Here is a 20,656-nt window from a genome sequence, read left to right as displayed (position 1 = left end):
TCAGGCCTCCAGGCTTATCCAGATGGTTTTCAGTTCAGTGAATTTTTCAAGGGCATGCAGGGATTTGTCGCGACCGTTGCCGCTCTGCTTATAGCCGCCAAACGGCACGGTCATATCGCCGTCGTTGTAGTTATTGACGAAGACGGAACCGGCTTTCAGGCGTCGGCTCATGCGGTGCGCGCGGGAGAGGTCGCGCGTCCATACCGCCGCGCCAAGGCCGTACTGGCTGTCGTTGGCAAGCTGCAGCGCCTGATCTTCTGATGTGAAACGGGTGACCACCAGCACCGGACCGAAAATCTCTTCGCGGCTTAAGGACGCATTCGGGTCCACATCCACGAAGATGGTCGGGCCGATGGCCGCTGCCAGCCCGGCGTTGCGACCATCCAGCAGCAGTTGCCCCTTGCCTTCGCCTTCACGAATAAAGGTGTGTACCGAGTCAGCGTGAGCGCTGTCGATTAAGGTGCCCATGGTGGTTGCGGGATCAAGTGGATGGCCCGGCTGCCAGTTTTGCGCCTGCTGTTTTAACAGGGCTAAGAATTCATCGGCGATGCTCTCTTCCAGTAACAAACGCGTTCCGGCGATGCACACCTGGCCCTGGTTGTAGAAGATGCCTGCGGCGGTGGCGCTTGCCGCTTTTTGCAGATCCGGACAATCGGCGAAAACGATGTTGGCGCTTTTGCCGCCCGCTTCCAGCCAGACACGTTTCATGTTGCTATCACCCGCGTCTTTCAGCAGTTGTTTACCCGTACGCGTGGAGCCGGTAAAGGCGATGGCATCGATATCGTTATGACGCGAAAGCGCCTGCCCCGCTTCATGACCAAAACCCGTCACCACGTTCAACACACCATCCGGCAAGCCTGCTTCTTTCGCCAGCCCCGCGAGACGAATCGCACTGAGCGGTGATTTTTCAGACGGTTTTAGAATCACGCTGTTTCCCGCCGCCAGCGCCGGGCCGAGTTTCCAGCAAGTCAGCAACAGCGGGAAGTTCCACGGCACGATGGCGGCAATCACGCCGACCGGTTCACGCACGATCATCGCCAGCTCATGGCTACTGGTGGTCGCCACTTCGCCATACACTTTGTCGATCGCTTCGGCGTACCAGCGAATGGCGCGCGCCGCGCCGGGAATATCATCACGCAGACTGTGACGAATCCGGTTTGCCGGTGTCGAGAGTTTCCAGCAGTGCCAGCTCTTCGGCGTGGGCTTCCATTAAATCGGCGAGTTTATTCAGTACCGCTTTACGTTTAGCCGGAGAAGAGAGTGACCAGTCGCCGCGTTCAAATACGCCGCGAGCTGCGCTCACCGCACGGTCGATATCGACGCTCTTGCCGCGGGCAATTTTCGCCAGCGGTGCCTGGGTGACCGGATCAACGGTTTCAAAGGTTTCATTTTCCGCCGCAGCAGTATATTCACCGTTAATAAATAAGCGGTTTTCAATGGCGAGGCTTAACGCTTTATCCTGCCAGTAAGCCAGATGATGAAAATTCATTATGACTCCTGTTTCACGTCTATCAGATATATGCAGTTTGTGAACGTCAGGGCGCAGAGATCCCCGGGCTGCATGCCCGTTTATTTCTGGCGACATTCTTTATGGATTGCCGGGCGCATTGCGCTTACCCGGCTTACAGAACAAAAAGATTAAAACGTGGTGGGCGTATGGGCGCTGATAATTCGGCAAATACCTGCCGACGTATTACTGAAACTGTGCGGGATGCCGGTATTAATGGCATAACTTTGCCCCGCGACGAGGTGGTAATCCTGACCATTAATCGTCAGAACAATTTCACCTTCCAGTACTGTGCCTATTTCCTCACCCTGATGCTTAATTCTTTCCCCAGTGGTTGTGCCCGGCTGGTACGTTTCAAAGATCATCGCCAGCGTGCGATTCGGGTTAACGTTATGAACCAGCTTCATTGACACCCCCTGACTGCCCATCTCAATTAAGTCGTCCTGATTAATGACGACCTGCGGCTCATCAGGTTTTTCCGGCTCGGAAAAGAATTCCGAGAGTGACAGACCATACACCTTCAGCAGCTTTTGCAGCGTACTGATGGCAGGGCTGACTTTATCTTGTTCTATCGTACTGATAGCACTGTGAGTCAGCCCGGAGAGTTCGGCGGCACGACGTTGTGAAAGCCCCTGCTGCTGGCGGATTTCCGACAAGCGTTTTCCTGGCGCCAGTCCCTCATCACTCATATTTGCATTTCCTTAAACTGTAGTGGTCAGAGTCGCTGTTTTTCAGCGATATGGTGCTGCCAAGCGGTGATAAAGCCCTCGAACAATATACGCGAAAGCGCGTACTCGCTACTGTTCCATTCCGGGTGCCACTGTACGCCCAGCGCAAAAGGATGATTGATGACGCTAACCGCCTCAACTAAGCCATCCGGCGAGCGAGCTTCAACACGCAACCGTGGGCTAACGACCTTCGCCCCTTGTCCATGTAGAGAGTTTACCCAAAAGTTGCTACATTCAGGTAACAACGCAGACAGTAATCCCCCCTCTTCAACCTGAACTTCATGCGACGGTGCATATTGCTGTTCCACCGGCAGTTCGGGATCTTCCCGATGCTCCAGCAATTCAGGCTGTTCGCACAGCTTGCGATGCAACGAACCACCGGTTGCCACCACCAGTTCTTGTAAACCCCGGCAGATGGCGAAAATGGGGATGCGCCTTTCGAGTGCGGCATTAATTATCGCCATGCTCAGAAGATCACGCCCGGGATCGGCGTCAGGCTCATCGCCGTTTTCACCATATAGGTGCGGCTGCACATTGCTGGGACTACTAGGAAGATAAATGCCATCGAGTTTCGGCAAAAGTTGTTCAAGTAACGACGGTTCCGCCAGCGCATGTGGTAGCGCAATTGGCAAGCCGCCTGCGTGGATGATGGCATTCAGGTACTTTTCTTGCAGAGTCTGGGTCGCATGACCCTTAAGCCTGTTCCTGCACATTACGACACCGATAACCGGATTGTTCATTATATTTTCCATGCTCAATCTCACAAAGTGGACTAAATTATCGCCATTACTGCGCTTTAAATGACCTTTATGTTCAATATTTTTTCAATCTAGCAGTGGATTTTCATTTTTGCAAACCAAATTTAACATTTGACAAACATTTGGTTTGCATACAGATTCGAATGATGGTCATTATATTTTACGCTTTGATAACGAGCGGAAAACAAACCAAAGGCGAAGAATCATGGAAACCAATATCGTTGAAGTAGAGAACTTTGTTCAGCAGTCAGAAGAGAGGCGGGGTAGCGCCTTTACGCAGGAAGTGAAACGCTACCTGGAGCGCTACCCGAATACGCAATATGTTGATGTTTTACTTACTGATTTGAATGGTTGCTTCCGTGGAAAACGTATCCCTGTTTCAAGCCTGAAGAAGCTCGAGAAAGGGTGTTATTTCCCGGCCTCGGTATTTGCAATGGATATTCTGGGCAACGTAGTAGAAGAAGCAGGTCTGGGTCAGGAAATGGGCGAGCCGGATCGTACCTGTGTTCCTGTTCTCGGTTCCTTAACTCCTTCTGCCGCCGATCCAGAGTTTATCGGTCAGATGCTCCTGACCATGGTCGATGAAGATGGCGCTCCCTTTGACGTTGAGCCGCGGAACGTTCTTAACCGCCTGTGGCAGCAGCTGCGCCAGCGCGGATTGTTCCCGGTTGTAGCGGTAGAGCTGGAGTTCTATTTACTGGATCGCCAGCGCGACGCTGAAGGGGATCTGCAACCGCCCTGCGCGCCTGGCACCGATGACCGCAATACACAAAGCCAGGTTTACTCCGTTGATAACCTCAACCACTTCGCCGACGTGCTCAATGATATTGATGAACTGGCGCAGTTGCAGCTGATTCCGGCAGATGGCGCGGTCGCTGAGGCCTCGCCGGGTCAGTTTGAAATCAACCTTTACCATACTGATAACGTGCTGGAAGCCTGCGATGATGCGCTGGCACTAAAACGCCTGGTGCGTCTGATGGCAGAAAAGCATAAGATGCACGCCACTTTTATGGCGAAGCCGTATGAAGAGCACGCGGGCAGCGGGATGCATATCCATATCAGTATGCAAAATAATCGTGGCGAGAATGTGCTTTCTGACACAGAAGGCGAAGATTCGCCGCTGCTGAAAAAGATGCTCGCCGGGATGATTGACCTGATGCCGTCGTCGATGGCGTTGCTGGCACCAAACGTGAACTCGTATCGCCGCTTCCAGCCGGGAATGTATGTGCCGACGCAGGCGTCGTGGGGCCATAACAACCGCACCGTCGCCCTGCGTATTCCGTGCGGTGACCGTCATAATCACCGCGTGGAATATCACGTGGCGGGTGCCGATGCCAACCCATATCTGGTGATGGCAGCGATTTTTGCCGGTATTTTGCATGGCCTTGATAACGAGCTGCCGTTGCAGGAAGAAGTCGAAGGCAACGGGCTGGAACAGGAAGGCTTACCCTTCCCGATTCGCCAGAGCGATGCCCTGGGTGAGTTTATCGAGAATGATCACCTGCGCCGCTATTTAGGCGAACGGTTTTGCCATGTGTATCACGCCTGTAAAAATGATGAGCTGTTGCAGTTTGAGCGCCTCATCACAGAAACAGAAATTGAGTGGATGTTGAAAAACGCGTAATTCCCCTTGCGGGGTTGTTTCATCGGCCTGAGCGGAGCCAGGCCTGACATTTGCTGGTAATCCAGACATTTCCCGGATGTCGCGTTATGGAGCGCAGGCGGCAACGGGCTTCCGTTAACGATTAAGACTGTGACAAGGAAATGAGATGATGCCGATGATTAAATCCCCGCATGGCGAGGGAGGCTGCGTATGCGCCCCTCCTGCTACTGACTGGACTCCGCCCCCTTTGCTTCCCTTGCTAAACAGGTTTGATTTCAGGTCGACACGACCGCAAACCTTATTACGCAGGGGAGGCAGCAATTATGGCTATTAATTCACCACTGAATATTGCTGCGCAACCCGGCAAAACCCGTCTGCGAAAATCACTGAAATTGTGGCAGGTGGTAATGATGGGTCTGGCCTATCTCACGCCGATGACCGTATTTGATACTTTTGGTATTGTCTCCGGCATTAGCGACGGTCACGTTCCGGCGTCCTATTTGCTGGCGCTGGCGGGCGTGCTGTTTACCGCTATCAGCTACGGCAAACTGGTTCGCCAGTTTCCGGAGGCCGGTTCGGCCTATACCTACGCGCAAAAGTCGATTAACCCGCACGTCGGATTTATGGTCGGCTGGTCATCACTGCTGGATTATCTCTTTTTGCCAATGATCAACGTTTTGTTGGCGAAAATCTATCTCTCCGCCCTCTTCCCGGAAGTGCCGCCGTGGGTGTGGGTGGTAACCTTCGTCGCCATTTTAACCGCCGCGAATCTGAAGAGCGTCAACCTGGTCGCTAACTTCAATACCCTGTTTGTACTGGTGCAAATCTCCATCATGGTGGTGTTTATCTTCCTGGTGGTTCAGGGACTGCATAAAGGAGAAGGCGTTGGCACCGTCTGGTCACTTCAGCCGTTTATCAGCGAGAACGCGCACCTGATCCCGATTATTACCGGTGCGACGATTGTCTGTTTCTCGTTCCTCGGTTTCGATGCGGTGACCACGCTTTCGGAAGAGACGCCGGACGCCGCACGCGTGATCCCGAAAGCCATCTTCCTGACGGCGGTATACGGCGGCGTTATCTTTATCGCGGCGTCGTTCTTTATGCAGCTGTTCTTTCCCGATATCAGCCGCTTTAAAGACCCGGACGCCGCACTGCCTGAAATTGCGCTGTACGTCGGCGGCAAGCTCTTTCAGTCGATTTTCCTCTGCACCACGTTTGTGAACACATTAGCGTCTGGCCTGGCTTCACATGCCAGCGTGTCGCGTCTGCTGTATGTGATGGGGCGTGACAATGTGTTTCCAGAGCGCGTGTTTGGCTATGTGCACCCAAAATGGCGGACTCCGGCACTCAACGTCATTATGGTCGGGATTGTCGCGCTGTCGGCGCTGTTCTTTGATTTAGTCACCGCGACAGCACTGATTAACTTCGGTGCTCTGGTGGCGTTTACCTTCGTGAATCTGTCGGTGTTTAATCATTTCTGGCGGCGTAAAGGAATGAATAAAAGCTGGAAGGATCACTTCCACTATTTGCTGATGCCGCTGGTTGGCGCGCTGACGGTGGGTGTGCTGTGGGTTAACCTAGAGTCAACGTCACTGACACTCGGTCTGGTATGGGCTTCGTTAGGCGGCGCATATTTGTGGTACCTGATCCGCCGCTATCGCAAAGTGCCGCTGTACGAAGGTGACAGAACGCCGGTGAGCGAAACGTAATAGCCGGATGCGCGGCGCATTATCCTGCCTGAGGGTAACGCGCCGCGCCATTAACTATAAAAAGATGTATGACCCGGATCACGAGTGCTATCATCCGCCCTTATGCTTAGCGCATTAACCCCAGGGGCAAATAATGAACCACGATATCCCGCTAAAATATTTTGATATTGCCGATGAGTACGCGACCGAATGCGCAGAGCCTGTCGCAGAGGCTGAACGCACACCGCTGGCCCACTACTTCCAGTTACTGCTCACCCGTTTGATGAACAATGAAGAGATCAGCGAAGAAGCCCAACATGAAATGGCTGCTGAAGCGGGGATTAATCCCGTACGCATTGATGAGATCGCAGAGTTTTTGAATCAATGGGGTAATGAGTAATTATTTAATTGCAGACGATCGGTCAGTATCGTTGTCCGGATAAAGCGTTCACGCCGCATCCGGCTAACAATGACACGCACTGCAGCGTGCTTTAATGGGTTTCTCACGATCGTACCGCTCTGCTCCTCGCTAAGTTGTTCTGTGAGTTATAGTTATAGAGAAATCACGGGTACGAATGTTGAACAGATGGCGACGCCACCTGTTCAACGACCAACCACACGGCCCTCATTACGACCCCTGAACACAAACGGTAATGGCAAATGTCATTAAATATTAGTAAGATAGCCTCTTTACATAAAATCCCTTAATATTATGCGCCAGGTATTATCGTCTCTTTTGGTGATTGCTGGACTTGTGAGTGGTCAGGCAATCGCCGCGCCTGAATCCCCCCCGCATGCTGATATCCGCGACAGCGGTTTTGTCTATTGCGTCAGCGGGCAAGTCAACACCTTTAACCCATCCAAAGCGAGCAGTGGGTTAATTGTCGATACCCTTGCCGCCCAGTTTTATGATCGACTGCTGGATGTCGATCCCTATACCTATCGCCTGATGCCGGAACTTGCCGAAAGCTGGGAAGTACTCGACAACGGCGCGACCTATCGCTTCCACCTGCGTCGCGATGTTCCGTTTCAAAAAACCGACTGGTTTACTCCCACTCGTAAAATGAATGCCGACGATGTGGTGTTTACCTTCCAGCGAATTTTTGACCGCAACAACCCGTGGCATAACGTCAACGGCAGCAACTTCCCCTACTTCGACAGCCTGCAATTTGCCGATAACGTGAAAAGCGTCCGCAAACTGGATAATCATACCGTTGAGTTCCGACTCGCCCAGCCGGATGCTTCTTTTTTGTGGCACCTCGCAACCCATTATGCTTCGGTCATGTCGGCAGAATATGCCCGGAAGTTAGAGAAAGAAGATCGCCAGGAGCAACTCGACCGTCAACCGGTCGGCACCGGTCCGTATCAGTTGTCGGAATACCGCGCCGGGCAATTTATTCGCCTACAACGTCATGATGACTTCTGGCGCGGTAAACCGTTAATGCCGCAGGTAGTGGTGGATTTAGGCTCCGGCGGCACCGGACGTCTGTCGAAACTCCTGACCGGGGAATGCGACGTTCTGGCCTGGCCTGCTGCCAGCCAGCTATCCATTTTGCGTGACGACCCGCGCTTGCGTTTAACGCTGCGTCCTGGGATGAACGTCGCCTATCTGGCATTTAACACCGCCAAACCGCCGCTAAATAATCCCGCTGTCCGCCATGCACTGGCACTGGCGATTAATAACCAGCGCCTGATGCAATCCATCTATTATGGTACGGCTGAAACGGCGGCCTCTATTTTACCGCGCGCCTCGTGGGCCTATGACAACGAGGCTAAAATTACTGAATACAATCCGGCGAAATCGCGCGAACAGTTGAAGGCGTTGGGGCTGGAAAACTTAACGCTGAAACTGTGGGTGCCCACACGTTCGCAGGCGTGGAACCCCAGTCCACTGAAAACTGCCGAACTGATTCAGGCGGATATGGCGCAGGTTGACGTAAAAGTGGTGATTGTGCCGGTAGAAGGTCGCTTTCAGGAGGCGCGGTTGATGGATATGAGCCATGATCTGACGTTATCCGGTTGGGCGACGGACAGTAACGACCCGGACAGTTTCTTCCGTCCGTTACTGAGCTGCGCGGCAATTCATTCACAGACCAACCTCGCCCACTGGTGCGATCCGAAATTCGACAGCGTGTTGCGTAAGGCGCTCTCCTCGCAGCAGCTGGCAGCGCGTATTGAAGCCTATGACGAAGCGCAGAGTATTCTGGCGCAGGAATTACCTATTCTGCCGCTGGCGTCGTCATTGCGTTTGCAGGCCTATCGGTACGATATCAAAGGTCTGGTACTTAGCCCGTTTGGTAACGCCTCCTTTGCTGGGGTGTATCGCGAGAAACAGGATGAGGTGAAAAAACCATGATTATCTTCACCTTACGCCGCATTTTGTTATTGATTGTCACCTTGTTCCTGCTGACCTTCGTTGGCTTCAGCTTGAGCTATTTCACTCCACACGCGCCGTTACAAGGCGCGTCACTGTGGAATGCCTGGGTGTTCTGGTTTAATGGCCTGATCCACTGGGATTTTGGTGTTTCCAGCATTAACGGTCAACCAATTGCCGAACAGTTAAAAGAGGTCTTCCCGGCGACGATAGAACTGTGCATCCTCGCCTTCGGTTTTGCGCTGATTGTTGGCATCCCCGTGGGGATGATTGCCGGGATTACGCGCCATAAGTGGCAGGATAACTTGATCAACGCCATCGCCTTACTGGGCTTTTCAATCCCGGTGTTCTGGCTGGCGCTTCTGTTGACACTGTTTTGTTCACTCACGCTAGGTTGGTTGCCCGTTTCAGGGCGTTTCGATCTGCTCTACGAAGTGAAACCGATTACCGGTTTTGCGTTGATTGATGCCTGGCTTTCGGACTCACCATGGCGGGATGAAATGATCATGAGCGCAATCCGCCATATGATATTGCCCGTGATCACCCTGTCGGTTGCGCCAACAACTGAAGTGATCCGCCTGATGCGTATCAGCACTATTGAAGTGTATGACCAGAACTATGTAAAAGCGGCGGCGACCCGCGGTTTGTCGCGCTTTACTATTTTGCGTCGCCACGTTCTGCATAACGCGTTACCGCCGGTTATTCCTCGCCTGGGCTTACAGTTTTCCACCATGCTGACGCTGGCGATGATCACCGAAATGGTTTTTAGCTGGCCGGGTTTAGGGCGCTGGTTAATTAACGCCATCCGCCAGCAGGATTACGCAGCCATTTCCGCCGGAGTGATGGTGTGTGGCTCACTGGTCATTATTGTTAACGTGATTTCTGATATTTTGGGTGCCATGGCTAACCCTCTGAAACATAAGGAATGGTATGCCTTACGATAGCGTATACAGCGAAAAGCGCCCGCCGGGCACGCTGCGTACCGCCTGGCGCAAATTTTATAGTGACGCCTCTGCGATGGTCGGCCTGTACGGCTGCGCGGGACTGGCTGTACTGTGTATTTTTGGCGGCTGGTTTGCGCCTTACGGCATCGACCAGCAATTTCTCGGTTATCAATTATTGCCGCCATCATGGTCGCGCTATGGCGAAGTTTCTTTCTTCCTGGGGACTGACGACCTCGGACGTGATGTTTTAAGCCGTTTACTGAGCGGAGCTGCGCCAACCGTGGGTGGCGCATTTGTGGTGACGCTTGCCGCGACGATCTGTGGCCTGGTACTGGGCACCTTCGCCGGGGCGACACACGGCCTCCGCTCAGCGGTGCTTAACCATATTCTGGATACCTTACTGGCGATCCCTTCGCTGCTGTTGGCAATTATCGTTGTAGCGTTTGCCGGACCGAGTTTGTCCCACGCTATGTTTGCTGTCTGGCTGGCATTGCTGCCGCGTATGGTACGTTCGATTTACAGCATGGTGCATGACGAACTGGAAAAAGAGTACGTTATCGCCGCCCGTCTGGATGGCGCATCAACGCTGAATATTCTCTGGTTTGCTGTGATGCCAAACATCACCGCCGGGCTGGTCACCGAGATCACCCGCGCACTGTCGATGGCAATTCTCGATATCGCCGCGCTGGGCTTTCTCGATCTCGGCGCACAACTCCCCTCGCCTGAATGGGGAGCGATGCTCGGTGATGCGCTGGAACTGATTTATGTCGCCCCGTGGACTGTCATGCTGCCAGGTGCGGCAATTATGATTAGCGTGTTGTTGGTTAACCTCCTTGGCGATGGCGTTCGTCGTGCGATTATTGCGGGGGTGGAATAATGCCATTACTCGATATTCGTAACCTGACCATTGAATTTAAAACCGGTGATGAGTGGGTTAAAGCCGTCGACCGGGTAAGTATGACCTTAACCGAAGGTGAAATCCGCGGTCTTGTTGGTGAATCCGGTTCCGGCAAGAGTTTGATTGCGAAAGCGATTTGTGGGGTGAATAAAGATAACTGGCGTGTTACTGCTGACCGTATGCGTTTTGATGATATCGATTTGCTGCGTCTCTCCGCACGCGAACGGCGCAAACTGGTTGGCCATAACGTGTCGATGATTTTCCAGGAACCGCAGTCGTGTCTTGACCCTTCAGAACGTGTGGGTCGCCAGTTGATGCAAAACATCCCAGCCTGGACCTATAAAGGCCGTTGGTGGCAGCGTTTTGGCTGGCGCAAACGCCGTGCCATTGAACTGCTGCACCGCGTGGGGATTAAAGATCACAAAGATGCGATGCGCAGTTTTCCCTATGAGTTGACCGAAGGTGAATGTCAGAAAGTGATGATAGCCATTGCACTGGCGAATCAACCGCGTCTGCTGATTGCTGACGAACCGACAAACTCAATGGAGCCAACAACCCAGGCGCAAATCTTTCGCCTGCTGACGCGTCTCAACCAAAACAGCAATACCACTATTTTGCTTATCAGCCATGACTTACAAATGCTTAGCCAATGGGCGGATAAAATTAACGTGCTTTACTGCGGTCAAACAGTGGAAACCGCGCCGAGTAAGGAGTTGGTGACGATGCCACATCATCCTTATACCCAGGCGCTGATCCGCGCGATACCAGACTTCGGCAGCGCGATGCCGCATAAAAGTCGCCTCAATACTCTACCCGGCGCTATCCCATTGCTGGAACAGTTACCGATTGGTTGTCGTCTGGGGCCACGTTGCCCGTATGCACAACGAGAATGCATTGTGACGCCACGTTTGACGGGGGCGAAAAATCATCTCTATGCCTGTCATTTCCCGCTGAACATGGAGAAAGAGTGAGATGATCGAAACGCTGCTTGAAGTGCGTAATTTAAGTAAAACGTTCCGCTACCGGACCGGTTGGTTTCGTCGTCAGACCGTAGAAGCGGTAAAACCCTTGAGCTTTACGCTACGTGAAGGCCAGACACTGGCGATTATTGGCGAGAATGGTTCGGGTAAATCCACACTGGCAAAAATGCTGGCGGGAATGATAGAACCTACCAGCGGCGAGTTATTGATTGACGATCATCCGCTGCATTTTGGCGATTATTCCTTCCGTAGTCAGCGTATTCGCATGATTTTTCAGGATCCTTCGACCTCGTTGAATCCCCGTCAACGTATCTCACAAATTCTGGATTTTCCACTGCGCCTGAACACCGACCTGGAACCGGAACAGCGTCGCAAACAGATTATTGAAACGATGCGTATGGTTGGGCTGCTACCGGATCACGTCAGTTACTATCCGCATATGTTGGCACCCGGACAAAAACAGCGTCTGGGTCTGGCGCGCGCGCTGATATTGCGCCCAAAAGTCATTATTGCCGATGAAGCCCTCGCTTCACTGGATATGTCGATGCGTTCGCAGTTGATTAATCTGATGCTGGAGTTACAGGAAAAACAGGGCATTTCGTATATTTATGTTACCCAGCATATCGGAATGATGAAGCACATTAGCGACCAGGTGCTGGTGATGCATCAGGGCGAGGTTGTCGAGCGAGGCAGCACCGCGGATGTGCTGGCATCGCCGCTGCATGAACTCACCAAACGGCTGATTGCCGGGCACTTTGGCGAAGCATTGACAGCGGATGCGTGGCGTAAAGATCGCTAATTTTCTGAATCCTCCTTCCAGATTATTCACCTCATTCTGACAAGAGATTAAATCTTGTCAGAATGAGGTGATGGATAAAATAAAATCAAATGCGCGTGATTTAAGACGCAATCTCACTTTGCAGGAACGAAAGCTCTGGCGATATCTTCGCAGCCGACGTTTTGGTGATTTCAAATTTCGCCGTCAACATCCGGTGGGGAGCTACATTCTCGATTTTGCTTGCTGCTCGGCGCGCGTAGTCGTTGAGCTGGATGGTGGGCAGCATGATTTGGCAGTTGCCTATGATACCAGGCGCACTAGCTGGCTTGAGTCGCAGGGCTGGACCGTGCTGCGTTTCTGGAATAACGAGATTGATTGTAATGAGGAGGCGGTGCTGGAGATTATTCTGCAGGAACTGAACCGCCGGTCACCCTCACCCTGAAAGGGCGAGGGGGCCGACCGAGCCGAATAGCTGTTGTGGTGAAAACATGGAGACAGTGCTGGAGAATATTCGGCAAGGTCTGAACCATCCCAGCCATCGCCATAAAAGGGTTAGGGGCTGTATGAGCCTGTTTGTTGCTGGGGTAACAATATTTGCACAATATGGTCCCCTCGCCCCTCTGGGGAGAGGGTTAGGGTAAGGGGAAAAGCGCCCCCCCTGCCGCAGCCTGCTCCGGTCGGACCTGGCAACTATAGCTACTCACAGCCAGGTTGATTATAATAACCGTTTATCTGTTCGTACTGTTTACTAAAACGACGAATCGCCTGATTTTCAGGCACAACAAGCATCAACAATAAGGATTAAAGCTATGGGTTTTCTTTCCGGTAAGCGCATTCTGGTAACCGGTGTTGCCAGCAAACTGTCCATCGCCTACGGTATCGCTCAGGCGATGCACCGCGAAGGAGCTGAACTGGCATTCACCTACCAGAACGACAAACTGAAAGGCCGCGTAGAAGAATTTGCCGCTCAATTGGGTTCTGACATCGTTCTGCAGTGCGATGTTGCAGAAGATGCCAGCATCGACACCATGTTCGCTGAACTGGGGAAAGTTTGGCCGAAATTTGACGGTTTCGTACACTCTATTGGTTTTGCACCTGGCGATCAGCTGGATGGTGACTATGTTAACGCCGTTACCCGTGAAGGCTTCAAAATTGCCCACGACATCAGCTCCTACAGCTTCGTTGCAATGGCAAAAGCTTGCCGCTCCATGCTGAATCCGGGTTCTGCCCTGCTGACCCTTTCCTACCTTGGCGCTGAGCGCGCTATCCCGAACTACAACGTTATGGGTCTGGCAAAAGCGTCTCTGGAAGCGAACGTGCGCTATATGGCGAACGCGATGGGTCCGGAAGGTGTGCGTGTTAACGCCATCTCTGCTGGTCCGATCCGTACTCTGGCGGCCTCCGGTATCAAAGACTTCCGCAAAATGCTGGCTCATTGCGAAGCCGTTACCCCGATTCGCCGTACCGTTACTATTGAAGATGTGGGTAACTCTGCGGCATTCCTGTGCTCCGATCTCTCTGCCGGTATCTCCGGTGAAGTAGTCCACGTTGACGGCGGTTTCAGCATCGCTGCAATGAACGAACTCGAACTGAAATAATCGTTCTGTTGGTAAAGATGGGCGGCGTTCTGCCGCCCGCGTTATCTCTGTTATACCTTTCTGATATTTGTTATCGCCGATCCGTCTTTCTCCCCTTCCCGCCTTGCGTCAGGATAACGATTTCCTTTACGACCAAGGAGCGCCCATGGAACAACGCCACATCACCGGCAAAAGCCACTGGTATCATGAAACGCAATCCAGTACTACGGAGTATGACGTTCTGCCTCTGGTCCCGGAAGCCGCAAAGGTCAGCGATCCCTTTCTGCTCGACGTGATCCTTGATGAAGAGACGCTGGCCCCCTTCCTTTCATGGCTGGTCCCTGCGCGCGTTCTTGCAGTGGAGTTGTTCCCTGACCAGCTTACCGTGACCCGTTCACAAACCTTCACCGCTTATGAACGCTTGTCGACGGCCCTGACGGTTGCTCAGGTTTGCGGCGTCCAGCGGTTATGTAACTACTATTCGGCGCGACTTACGCCGCTCCCCGGACCTGATTCCTCCAGGGAAAATAATCATCGGTTGGCACAAATCACGCAATATGCCCGCCAACTGGCTAGCTCGCCTGCTATTATCGACAACCGATCGCGCCAGCATCTGAATGACGTCGGTCTTACTGTCTGGGACTGTGTGATCATTAACCAAATCATTGGTTTTATTGGCTTTCAGGCGCGGACAATTGCGACATTTCAGGCTTATCTCGGGCATCCGGTACGCTGGTTACCCGGGCTGGCGATACAAAACTACGCCGACGCGTCACTGTTTGCTGATGAATCAATACGCTGGCGAAGCAGCTATGAGGTGGAAAAACTACCTGAAGAGCACACAAAAAGTTCAACTGCAGAACTTTGCCAACTGGCCGAAACACACTCTCTCCACCCTATTTCACTTTCCCTTCTCGAAAAGTTGTTAAACAGCACACGGGTCAATACACAGCCGGATAATCAGCTTGCGGCGTTGTTATGCGCGCGTATAAATGGCAGTCCTGCTTGTTTTTCCACCTGTATGGATTCATCAAATGAATATAAAAAAATCAGCACCCTTCTGCGCAAGGGCGAAAATGAAATTAACCGATGGGCTGACCGTCATTCTGTTGAGCGCGCTACCGTTCAGGCGATACAATGGCTGACCCGAGCACCCGATCGCTTTAGCGCCGCCCAGTTCAGCCCTTTACTCGAACACGAAAAATCATCAACGCAGATTATTAATCTGCTGGTATGGAGCGGGCTGTGTGGCTGGATAAATCGCTTAAAAATCGCGTTGGGTGAGACATATTAACCTTGCCGCGTCAGACAGATTCGCGTAAAACTGTCAGCCGCTCTAATGGCCACCAAAATAGACAATTATGTTTCAGGACAACCCGCTGCTAGCGCAGCTTAAACAGCAACTGCATTCCCAGACGCCACGCGCTGAAGGGGTGGTAAAAGCCACAGAAAAAGGCTTTGGCTTCCTGGAAGTCGACGCACAAAAAAGTTATTTCATTCCGCCGCCGCAGATGAAAAAAGTCATGCATGGCGACCGAATTATCGCGGTGATCCACAGTGAAAAAGAACGTGAATCCGCAGAGCCAGAAGAACTGGTTGAACCGTTCCTGACTCGTTTCGTGGGTAAAGTTCAGGGCAAAAATGACCGTCTGACCATCGTTCCTGATCATCCACTTTTAAAAGACGCCATTCCTTGCCGCGCAGCCCGTGGCCTGAACCACGAGTTTAAAGAAGGCGACTGGGCGGTTGCCGAAATGCGCCGTCATCCGCTGAAAGGCGATCGTTCTTTCTATGCTGAACTGACACAATACATCACTTTTGGCGACGACCACTTTGTACCGTGGTGGGTTACCCTTGCGCGCCATAATCTGGAAAAAGAAGCACCAGACGGCGTCGCTACCGAAATGCTCGATGAAGGTCTGGTTCGTGAAGATCTGACCTCGCTGGATTTTGTCACCATCGACAGTGCCAGCACTGAAGATATGGATGACGCCCTTTTCGCTAAGGCGCTGCCGGATGACAAACTTCAGCTGATTGTGGCGATTGCCGATCCAACCGCGTGGATTGCTGAAGGCAGCAAGCTGGACAAAGCCGCGAAAATTCGCGCATTCACCAACTATCTGCCTGGCTTCAACATCCCTATGCTGCCTCGCGAGCTTTCTGACGATCTCTGCTCACTGCGCGCCAATGAAGTCCGCCCGGTACTGGCATGCCGCATGACGCTCTCCGCTGATGGCACCATTGAAGATAATATCGAATTCTTTGCCGCCACCATCGAATCCAAAGCGAAGCTGGTGTATGACCAGGTTTCTGACTGGCTGGAAAATACCGGTGACTGGAAGCCTGAAAGTGAAGCAATTGCCGAACAAGTCCGTTTGCTAGCGCAAATTTGCCAACGCCGCGGCGAGTGGCGTCATAACCACGCACTGGTGTTTAAAGATCGCCCGGATTACCGCTTTATTCTCGGTGAAAAAGGTGAAGTGCTGGATATCGTCGCCGAGCCTCGTCGCATTGCCAACCGTATCGTCGAAGAAGCGATGATTGCCGCTAACATTTGTGCGGCCCGCGTACTGCGCGATAAGCTCGGTTTTGGCATCTATAACGTGCATATGGGCTTTGATCCGGCGAATGCCGACGCGCTGGCAGCGTTGCTGAAAACGCACGGTCTGCATGTCGATGCCGAAGAAGTACTCACGCTGGACGGTTTCTGCAAACTGCGTCGTGAACTGGATGCGCAACCAACTGGTTTCCTCGACAGCCGCATTCGTCGCTTCCAGTCATTTGCTGAAATTAGCACTGAACCCGGTCCTCACTTTGGCCTCGGTCTGGAAGCATACGCCACCTGGACTTCGCCGATCCGTAAATATGGCGACATGATCAACCACCGTCTGCTGAAAGCGGTTATCAAAGGCGAAACTGCGACGCGTCCGCAGGATGAAATCACTGTCCAAATGGCCGAACGTCGCCGTCTCAACCGGATGGCAGAACGTGATGTTGGCGACTGGTTATACGCACGCTTCCTGAAAGATAAAGCCGGGACCGGCACCCGTTTCGCGGCGGAAATTGTCGATATCAGCCGTGGCGGCATGCGTGTGCGTTTGGTTGATAACGGCGCTATCGCCTTTATTCCGGCACCTTTCTTACACGCTGTGCGCGATGAACTGGTTTGCAGCCAGGAAAACGGCACTGTACAAATTAAAGGTGAAACGGTTTACAAAGTAACTGACGTTATTGACGTCACCATTGCCGAAGTCCGCATGGAAACCCGCAGCATTATTGCGCGCCCGGTCGCGTAATCTCCTTTCACGGCCCATTCCTCATGGATGGGCCGTTTATTTCCCCGCTCTACCTTCGTTATATCCAGGCAGATTTTTTAACTGACTTTCGTTTGAAAACTGGCGTTTTTCCAAAACTGGATTACAAATAAATATATAAAAAACAATGCGTTTATCCGCCGTTAATTTCATGTAAGTCATGTTGTTCCTTTTATTTAACCGCGGACTCCGCTGTTAACCGGAGGATATGCATCATGAAAACCGTTAGGGAGTCCACAACGTTGTACAACTTTCTCGGATCGCACAATCCATACTGGCGGTTGACGGAAAGCAGCGATGCTTTGCGCTTTTCTACCACCAAAACCACAGAACCTGATCGTACATTGCAGTTATCTGCCGAACAGGCTGCTCGCATCAGGGAAATGACGGTCATCACCTCCAGCCTGATGATGAGTCTGACCGTCGATGAAAGCGATCTTTCTGTGCATCTGGTAGGACGAAAAATCAATAAACGGGAATGGGCTGGCAACGCGTCTGCATGGCATGACACACCGGCGGTTGCTCGTGATTTATCACACGGGCTTTCCTTTGCTGAGCAGGTAGTTTCTGAAGCACATTCCGCAATAGTGATTCTCGACAGCCGGGGGAATATCCAACGCTTCAATCGGTTATGTGAAGATTACACAGGGTTGAAAGAACACGACGTCATTGGGCAAAGCGTGTTTAAACTGTTTATGAGCCGTCGTGAAGCTGCGGCATCCAGGCGCAATAACCGTGTATTTTTTCGAAGCGGCAATGCATATGAAGTCGAACTGTGGATACCAACACGTAAAGGCCAGCGGCTGTTTCTGTTTCGCAATAAATTTGTCCACAGCGGCAGTGGCAAAAACGAGATTTTTTTAATCTGTTCCGGTACCGACATTACCGAAGAGCGCCGCACTCAGGAGCGACTGCGTATTCTGGCAAATACCGACAGTATCACCGGACTGCCGAATCGTAACGCAATGCAGGAGTTAATCGATCACGCTATTAATCAGGCAGATAACAATAAAGTTGGGGTTGTGTATCTTGATTTGGATAATTTTAAAAAGGTCAACGACGCCTATGGGCATTTGTTTGGTGACCAGTTATTACGCGACGTGTCATTGGCTATTTTAAGCTGTCTCGAACATGACCAGGTGTTGGCGCGTCCAGGTGGCGATGAGTTTCTGGTACTGGCATCCAATACCTCACAAAGCGCGCTGGAAGCAATGGCATCACGAATTTTGACCCGCTTACGCCTCCCCTTTCGTATTGGTTTAATTGAAGTTTATACCAGCTGTTCAGTAGGTATTTCGCTCTCTCCCGAACATGGTTCGGACAGCGCGACTATTATTCGTCACGCCGACACAGCAATGTACACAGCGAAGGAAGGCGGACGAGGACAATTTTGCGTTTTTACTCCAGAAATGAATCAGCGGGTATTTGAATATCTCTGGCTGGATACCAACTTGCGTAAAGCACTGGAAAACGATCAGTTGGTTATCGAAAATCACCTAGCGTGGCGAAGTGCGCAGTCTGGAAGCACTAGTACGTTGGCAGTCACCTGAACGTGGGTTGATTCCACCGTTGGACTTCATTTCCTACGCCGAAGAGTCAGGGCTAATTGTGCCTTTAGGCCGTTGGGTGATTCTCGATGTCGTACGCCAGGTGGCAAAGTGGCGGGATAAAGGCATAAACCTGCGAGTGGCGGTAAATATTTCTGCACGTCAGCTCGCCGATCAAACCATTTTCACCGCCCTGAAACAGGTTCTCCAGGAACTCAATTTTGAATACTGCCCTATAGATGTTGAACTGACAGAGAGTTGTCTGATTGAGAATGATGAACTGGCACTGTCTGTTATTCAACAATTTAGCCAACTAGGTGCGCAAGTGCATCTGGATGATTTTGGTACCGGCTACTCTTCACTTTCGCAACTGGCGCGCTTTCCGATCGATGCCATCAAACTTGACCAGGTTTTTGTTCGAGATATTCACAAACAACCTGTCTCGCAGTCACTGGTCCGGGCGATCGTCGCTGTGGCCCAGGCATTGAATCTTCAGGTGATCGCCGAAGGTGTAGAGAGTGCAAAGGAAGATGCTTTTTTAACCAAGAACGGGATCAATGAGCGGCAAGGATTTTTGTTTGCCAAACCGATGCCCGCCGTCGCCTTCGAACGCTGGTATAAACGCTATCTGAAGCGCGCATAAGTAGATGAATATATATACTTAGCGCTATATCCCGTCATTATATATCGTATTCCTGGATGATAATTAGCCGTTGCTGTTAAACACTTCTCTTTTAGCGGCAATTTTTGCATTATTCATTTTCCCCCTTTTGCTATAAGGATGTCCTTGATGTCTGAATTTGATGCCCAGCGCGTTGCCGAACGTATTGATATTGTGTTAGATATCCTTGTGGCAGGCGATTACCACTCTGCGATCCATAATCTCGAGATACTTAAAGCAGAACTCTTGCGCCAGGTTGCTGAATCTACGCCAGACATCCCGAAGACACCGTGGGAGATTTAACAATCGTGCCTTCAGGTTTTCCTATTTGAGGATGCCCGGCGCGTCAGTATTTTTTTATTTAGTATTATAACGTTATAAGAATTACAGCGATGAATTCCCGACAACAAACTATTCTACAGATGGTCATTGACCAGGGTCAGGTTAGCGTAACCGATCTGGCAAAAGCCACTGGAGTTTCTGAAGTTACCATTCGCCAGGATCTCAACACCCTCGAAAAACTGAGTTACCTCCGCCGTGCACATGGCTTTGCAGTTTCGCTTGATAGTGATGACGTCGAAACCCGTATGATGAGCAACTATACGCTGAAGCGTGAACTCGCCGAGTTTGCCGCGTCACTGGTTCAACCGGGCGAAACCATCTTTATCGAAAATGGCAGCAGCAATGCCCTGCTCGCCCGGACTCTGGGGGAGCAGAAGAAAAATGTCACTATCATCACGGTCAGCAGCTACATCGCGCATTTGCTGAAAGACGCGCCTTGTGAAGTCATTTTGCTCGGTGGCGTGTACCAGAAAAAAAGCGAAAGTATGGTTGGCCCTTTGACACGCCAGTGCATCCAGCAGGTACATTTCAGCAAAGCATTTATTGGTATTGATGGCTGGCAACCTGAAACTGGATTCACCGGTCGCGATATGATGCGCACCGATGTGGTCAATGCCGTGCTGGAAAAAGAGTGCGAAGCGATAGTCCTGACTGACAGCTCGAAATTTGGTGCTGTACATTCATACTCCATCGGTCCCGTTGAGCGATTCAATCGCGTGATTACCGATTCGAAAATACGCGCCAGCGATCTGATGCATCTTGAGCACAGTAAACTCACCGTTCACGTCGTTGACATTTAACCATTTCCCTTCTCTACGGATGATTTGCAGTTTGGCAAATCATCCGCTCTAAGATGATTCCTGGTTGATAATTAAGACTATTTACCTGTTATTAACACTCTCAAGATATAAAATTATTATCAGCGATATAACAGGAAGTAATTATCACGTGCGTGAT

At 51.6% G+C, this 20,656-nt stretch carries 18 protein-coding genes and 3 pseudogenes; 16 read left to right on the top strand and 5 right to left on the bottom strand.

The annotated features are described in order from the left end of the window. The 3 genes and pseudogenes from puuC to puuD form a co-directional block, all read right to left on the bottom strand. Positions 1 to 1,489, bottom strand: a pseudogene (gene puuC / locus ACUU1I_RS09660) (aldehyde dehydrogenase PuuC). Between the two features lie 149 nt (positions 1,490 to 1,638). Continuing rightward, on the bottom strand, positions 1,639 to 2,196 hold the full coding sequence (puuR, locus tag ACUU1I_RS09655) for an HTH-type transcriptional regulator PuuR (protein ID WP_001278729.1): 558 nt from the start codon (positions 2,194 to 2,196) through the stop codon (positions 1,639 to 1,641). Between the two features lie 26 nt (positions 2,197 to 2,222). Then, positions 2,223 to 2,987: a gamma-glutamyl-gamma-aminobutyrate hydrolase gene (puuD, locus tag ACUU1I_RS09650; protein ID WP_005049729.1), complete on the bottom strand. Its 765-nt coding sequence runs from the start codon at positions 2,985 to 2,987 to the stop codon at positions 2,223 to 2,225. A gap of 211 nt (positions 2,988 to 3,198) precedes the next feature. Here puuD and puuA point away from each other — a divergent pair, with 211 nt between their 5' ends. From puuA to ACUU1I_RS09585, 13 genes are all read left to right on the top strand, one after another. After that, positions 3,199 to 4,617 (top strand): glutamate-putrescine ligase, encoded by a 1,419-nt coding sequence (puuA, locus tag ACUU1I_RS09645; protein ID WP_005049726.1) that lies wholly within the window; start codon positions 3,199 to 3,201, stop codon positions 4,615 to 4,617. Positions 4,618 to 4,765: 148 nt separating this feature from the next. Beyond that, a complete protein-coding gene (locus ACUU1I_RS09640) occupies positions 4,766 to 4,930 on the top strand; it encodes a YmjE family protein (protein ID WP_120795382.1) in 165 nt (54 codons plus the stop codon). Next, the gene (gene puuP, locus ACUU1I_RS09635) at positions 4,920 to 6,305 is read left to right on the top strand and encodes a putrescine/proton symporter PuuP (protein ID WP_000996858.1); all 1,386 of its coding nucleotides are present in this window, start codon (positions 4,920 to 4,922) and stop codon (positions 6,303 to 6,305) included. The genes ACUU1I_RS09640 and puuP overlap by 11 nt, the downstream gene beginning before the upstream one ends. Before the next feature lie 133 nt (positions 6,306 to 6,438). Continuing rightward, positions 6,439 to 6,684 (top strand): YmjA family protein, encoded by a 246-nt coding sequence (locus ACUU1I_RS09630; RefSeq protein ID WP_001015110.1) that lies wholly within the window; start codon positions 6,439 to 6,441, stop codon positions 6,682 to 6,684. A 312-nt stretch (positions 6,685 to 6,996) separates the two neighbouring features. Continuing rightward, positions 6,997 to 8,640, top strand: coding sequence for an ABC transporter substrate-binding protein SapA (gene sapA, locus ACUU1I_RS09625; protein ID WP_001250210.1), 1,644 nt, complete (start codon positions 6,997 to 6,999; stop codon positions 8,638 to 8,640). Continuing rightward, positions 8,637 to 9,602: a putrescine export ABC transporter permease SapB gene (gene sapB / locus ACUU1I_RS09620; RefSeq protein ID WP_000583263.1), complete on the top strand. Its 966-nt coding sequence runs from the start codon at positions 8,637 to 8,639 to the stop codon at positions 9,600 to 9,602. The genes sapA and sapB overlap by 4 nt, the downstream gene beginning before the upstream one ends. Further along, entirely contained in the window at positions 9,589 to 10,479 is an 891-nt protein-coding gene (gene sapC / locus ACUU1I_RS09615; RefSeq protein WP_001146163.1) for a peptide ABC transporter permease SapC, read from the top strand. The genes sapB and sapC overlap by 14 nt, the downstream gene beginning before the upstream one ends. Continuing rightward, on the top strand, positions 10,479 to 11,471 hold the full coding sequence (gene sapD, locus ACUU1I_RS09610; protein ID WP_001128858.1) for a peptide ABC transporter ATP-binding protein SapD: 993 nt from the start codon (positions 10,479 to 10,481) through the stop codon (positions 11,469 to 11,471). The genes sapC and sapD overlap by 1 nt, the downstream gene beginning before the upstream one ends. A gap of 1 nt (position 11,472) precedes the next feature. Beyond that, positions 11,473 to 12,279 carry a peptide ABC transporter ATP-binding protein SapF gene (gene sapF / locus ACUU1I_RS09605; protein ID WP_000573407.1) on the top strand — a complete coding sequence of 269 codons (807 nt, stop codon included), beginning with the start codon at positions 11,473 to 11,475 and terminating at the stop codon, positions 12,277 to 12,279. Between the two features lie 67 nt (positions 12,280 to 12,346). Next, entirely contained in the window at positions 12,347 to 12,700 is a 354-nt protein-coding gene (locus ACUU1I_RS09600) for a DUF559 domain-containing protein (protein WP_000968844.1), read from the top strand. A gap of 367 nt (positions 12,701 to 13,067) precedes the next feature. Next, the gene (gene fabI, locus ACUU1I_RS09595; RefSeq protein ID WP_000506490.1) at positions 13,068 to 13,856 is read left to right on the top strand and encodes an enoyl-ACP reductase FabI; all 789 of its coding nucleotides are present in this window, start codon (positions 13,068 to 13,070) and stop codon (positions 13,854 to 13,856) included. A 145-nt stretch (positions 13,857 to 14,001) separates the two neighbouring features. Next, a complete protein-coding gene (locus ACUU1I_RS09590) occupies positions 14,002 to 15,129 on the top strand; it encodes a carboxymuconolactone decarboxylase family protein (protein ID WP_005068427.1) in 1,128 nt (375 codons plus the stop codon). Positions 15,130 to 15,196: 67 nt separating this feature from the next. Beyond that, entirely contained in the window at positions 15,197 to 17,131 is a 1,935-nt protein-coding gene (locus tag ACUU1I_RS09585) for an exoribonuclease II (RefSeq protein ID WP_000485029.1), read from the top strand. Positions 17,132 to 17,208: 77 nt separating this feature from the next. Here ACUU1I_RS09585 and ACUU1I_RS09580 read toward each other — a convergent pair. Further along, a pseudogene (locus tag ACUU1I_RS09580) lies at positions 17,209 to 17,311 on the bottom strand (hypothetical protein). Between the two features lie 53 nt (positions 17,312 to 17,364). Here ACUU1I_RS09580 and pdeR point away from each other — a divergent pair. Then, positions 17,365 to 19,339, top strand: a pseudogene (gene pdeR / locus ACUU1I_RS09575) (cyclic di-GMP phosphodiesterase). Here pdeR and ymiD read toward each other — a convergent pair. Continuing rightward, positions 19,321 to 19,449, bottom strand: coding sequence for a protein YmiD (ymiD, locus tag ACUU1I_RS09570; protein ID WP_211180493.1), 129 nt, complete (start codon positions 19,447 to 19,449; stop codon positions 19,321 to 19,323). The pseudogene pdeR and the gene ymiD sit on opposite strands and share 19 nt — an antisense overlap. 37 nt (positions 19,450 to 19,486) lie before the next feature. Here ymiD and ACUU1I_RS09565 point away from each other — a divergent pair, with 37 nt between their 5' ends. Then, positions 19,487 to 19,660, top strand: coding sequence for a YciZ family protein (locus tag ACUU1I_RS09565; protein ID WP_001288369.1), 174 nt, complete (start codon positions 19,487 to 19,489; stop codon positions 19,658 to 19,660). Between the two features lie 89 nt (positions 19,661 to 19,749). Further along, entirely contained in the window at positions 19,750 to 20,499 is a 750-nt protein-coding gene (gene yciT / locus ACUU1I_RS09560; protein ID WP_001088621.1) for a DNA-binding transcriptional regulator YciT, read from the top strand. Positions 20,500 to 20,656 lie beyond the last annotated feature (157 nt).

It is taken from the genome of Shigella sp. SIG3 (assembly GCF_053555855.1).
Note: the sequence above shows the minus strand (reverse complement) of the source record. Positions and strands in the feature narration are given on the sequence as shown.

What these genes read in the sequence shown, in the direction of transcription:
- puuD (WP_005049729.1), bottom strand. Translation starts at nt 2,987, where the DNA reads ATGGAAAATATAATGAACAATCCGGTTATCGGTGTCGTAATGTGCAGG.
- fabI (WP_000506490.1), top strand. Translation starts at nt 13,068, where the DNA reads ATGGGTTTTCTTTCCGGTAAGCGCATTCTGGTAACCGGTGTTGCCAGC.
- ACUU1I_RS09640 (WP_120795382.1), top strand. Translation starts at nt 4,766, where the DNA reads ATGCCGATGATTAAATCCCCGCATGGCGAGGGAGGCTGCGTATGCGCC.
- ACUU1I_RS09585 (WP_000485029.1), top strand. Translation starts at nt 15,197, where the DNA reads ATGTTTCAGGACAACCCGCTGCTAGCGCAGCTTAAACAGCAACTGCAT.
- ACUU1I_RS09565 (WP_001288369.1), top strand. Translation starts at nt 19,487, where the DNA reads ATGTCTGAATTTGATGCCCAGCGCGTTGCCGAACGTATTGATATTGTG.
- yciT (WP_001088621.1), top strand. Translation starts at nt 19,750, where the DNA reads ATGAATTCCCGACAACAAACTATTCTACAGATGGTCATTGACCAGGGT.
- sapC (WP_001146163.1), top strand. Translation starts at nt 9,589, where the DNA reads ATGCCTTACGATAGCGTATACAGCGAAAAGCGCCCGCCGGGCACGCTG.
- puuA (WP_005049726.1), top strand. Translation starts at nt 3,199, where the DNA reads ATGGAAACCAATATCGTTGAAGTAGAGAACTTTGTTCAGCAGTCAGAA.
- puuR (WP_001278729.1), bottom strand. Translation starts at nt 2,196, where the DNA reads ATGAGTGATGAGGGACTGGCGCCAGGAAAACGCTTGTCGGAAATCCGC.
- ymiD (WP_211180493.1), bottom strand. Translation starts at nt 19,449, where the DNA reads ATGCAAAAATTGCCGCTAAAAGAGAAGTGTTTAACAGCAACGGCTAAT.
- sapF (WP_000573407.1), top strand. Translation starts at nt 11,473, where the DNA reads ATGATCGAAACGCTGCTTGAAGTGCGTAATTTAAGTAAAACGTTCCGC.
- puuP (WP_000996858.1), top strand. Translation starts at nt 4,920, where the DNA reads ATGGCTATTAATTCACCACTGAATATTGCTGCGCAACCCGGCAAAACC.
- ACUU1I_RS09630 (WP_001015110.1), top strand. Translation starts at nt 6,439, where the DNA reads ATGAACCACGATATCCCGCTAAAATATTTTGATATTGCCGATGAGTAC.
- sapB (WP_000583263.1), top strand. Translation starts at nt 8,637, where the DNA reads ATGATTATCTTCACCTTACGCCGCATTTTGTTATTGATTGTCACCTTG.
- sapA (WP_001250210.1), top strand. Translation starts at nt 6,997, where the DNA reads ATGCGCCAGGTATTATCGTCTCTTTTGGTGATTGCTGGACTTGTGAGT.
- sapD (WP_001128858.1), top strand. Translation starts at nt 10,479, where the DNA reads ATGCCATTACTCGATATTCGTAACCTGACCATTGAATTTAAAACCGGT.
- ACUU1I_RS09590 (WP_005068427.1), top strand. Translation starts at nt 14,002, where the DNA reads ATGGAACAACGCCACATCACCGGCAAAAGCCACTGGTATCATGAAACG.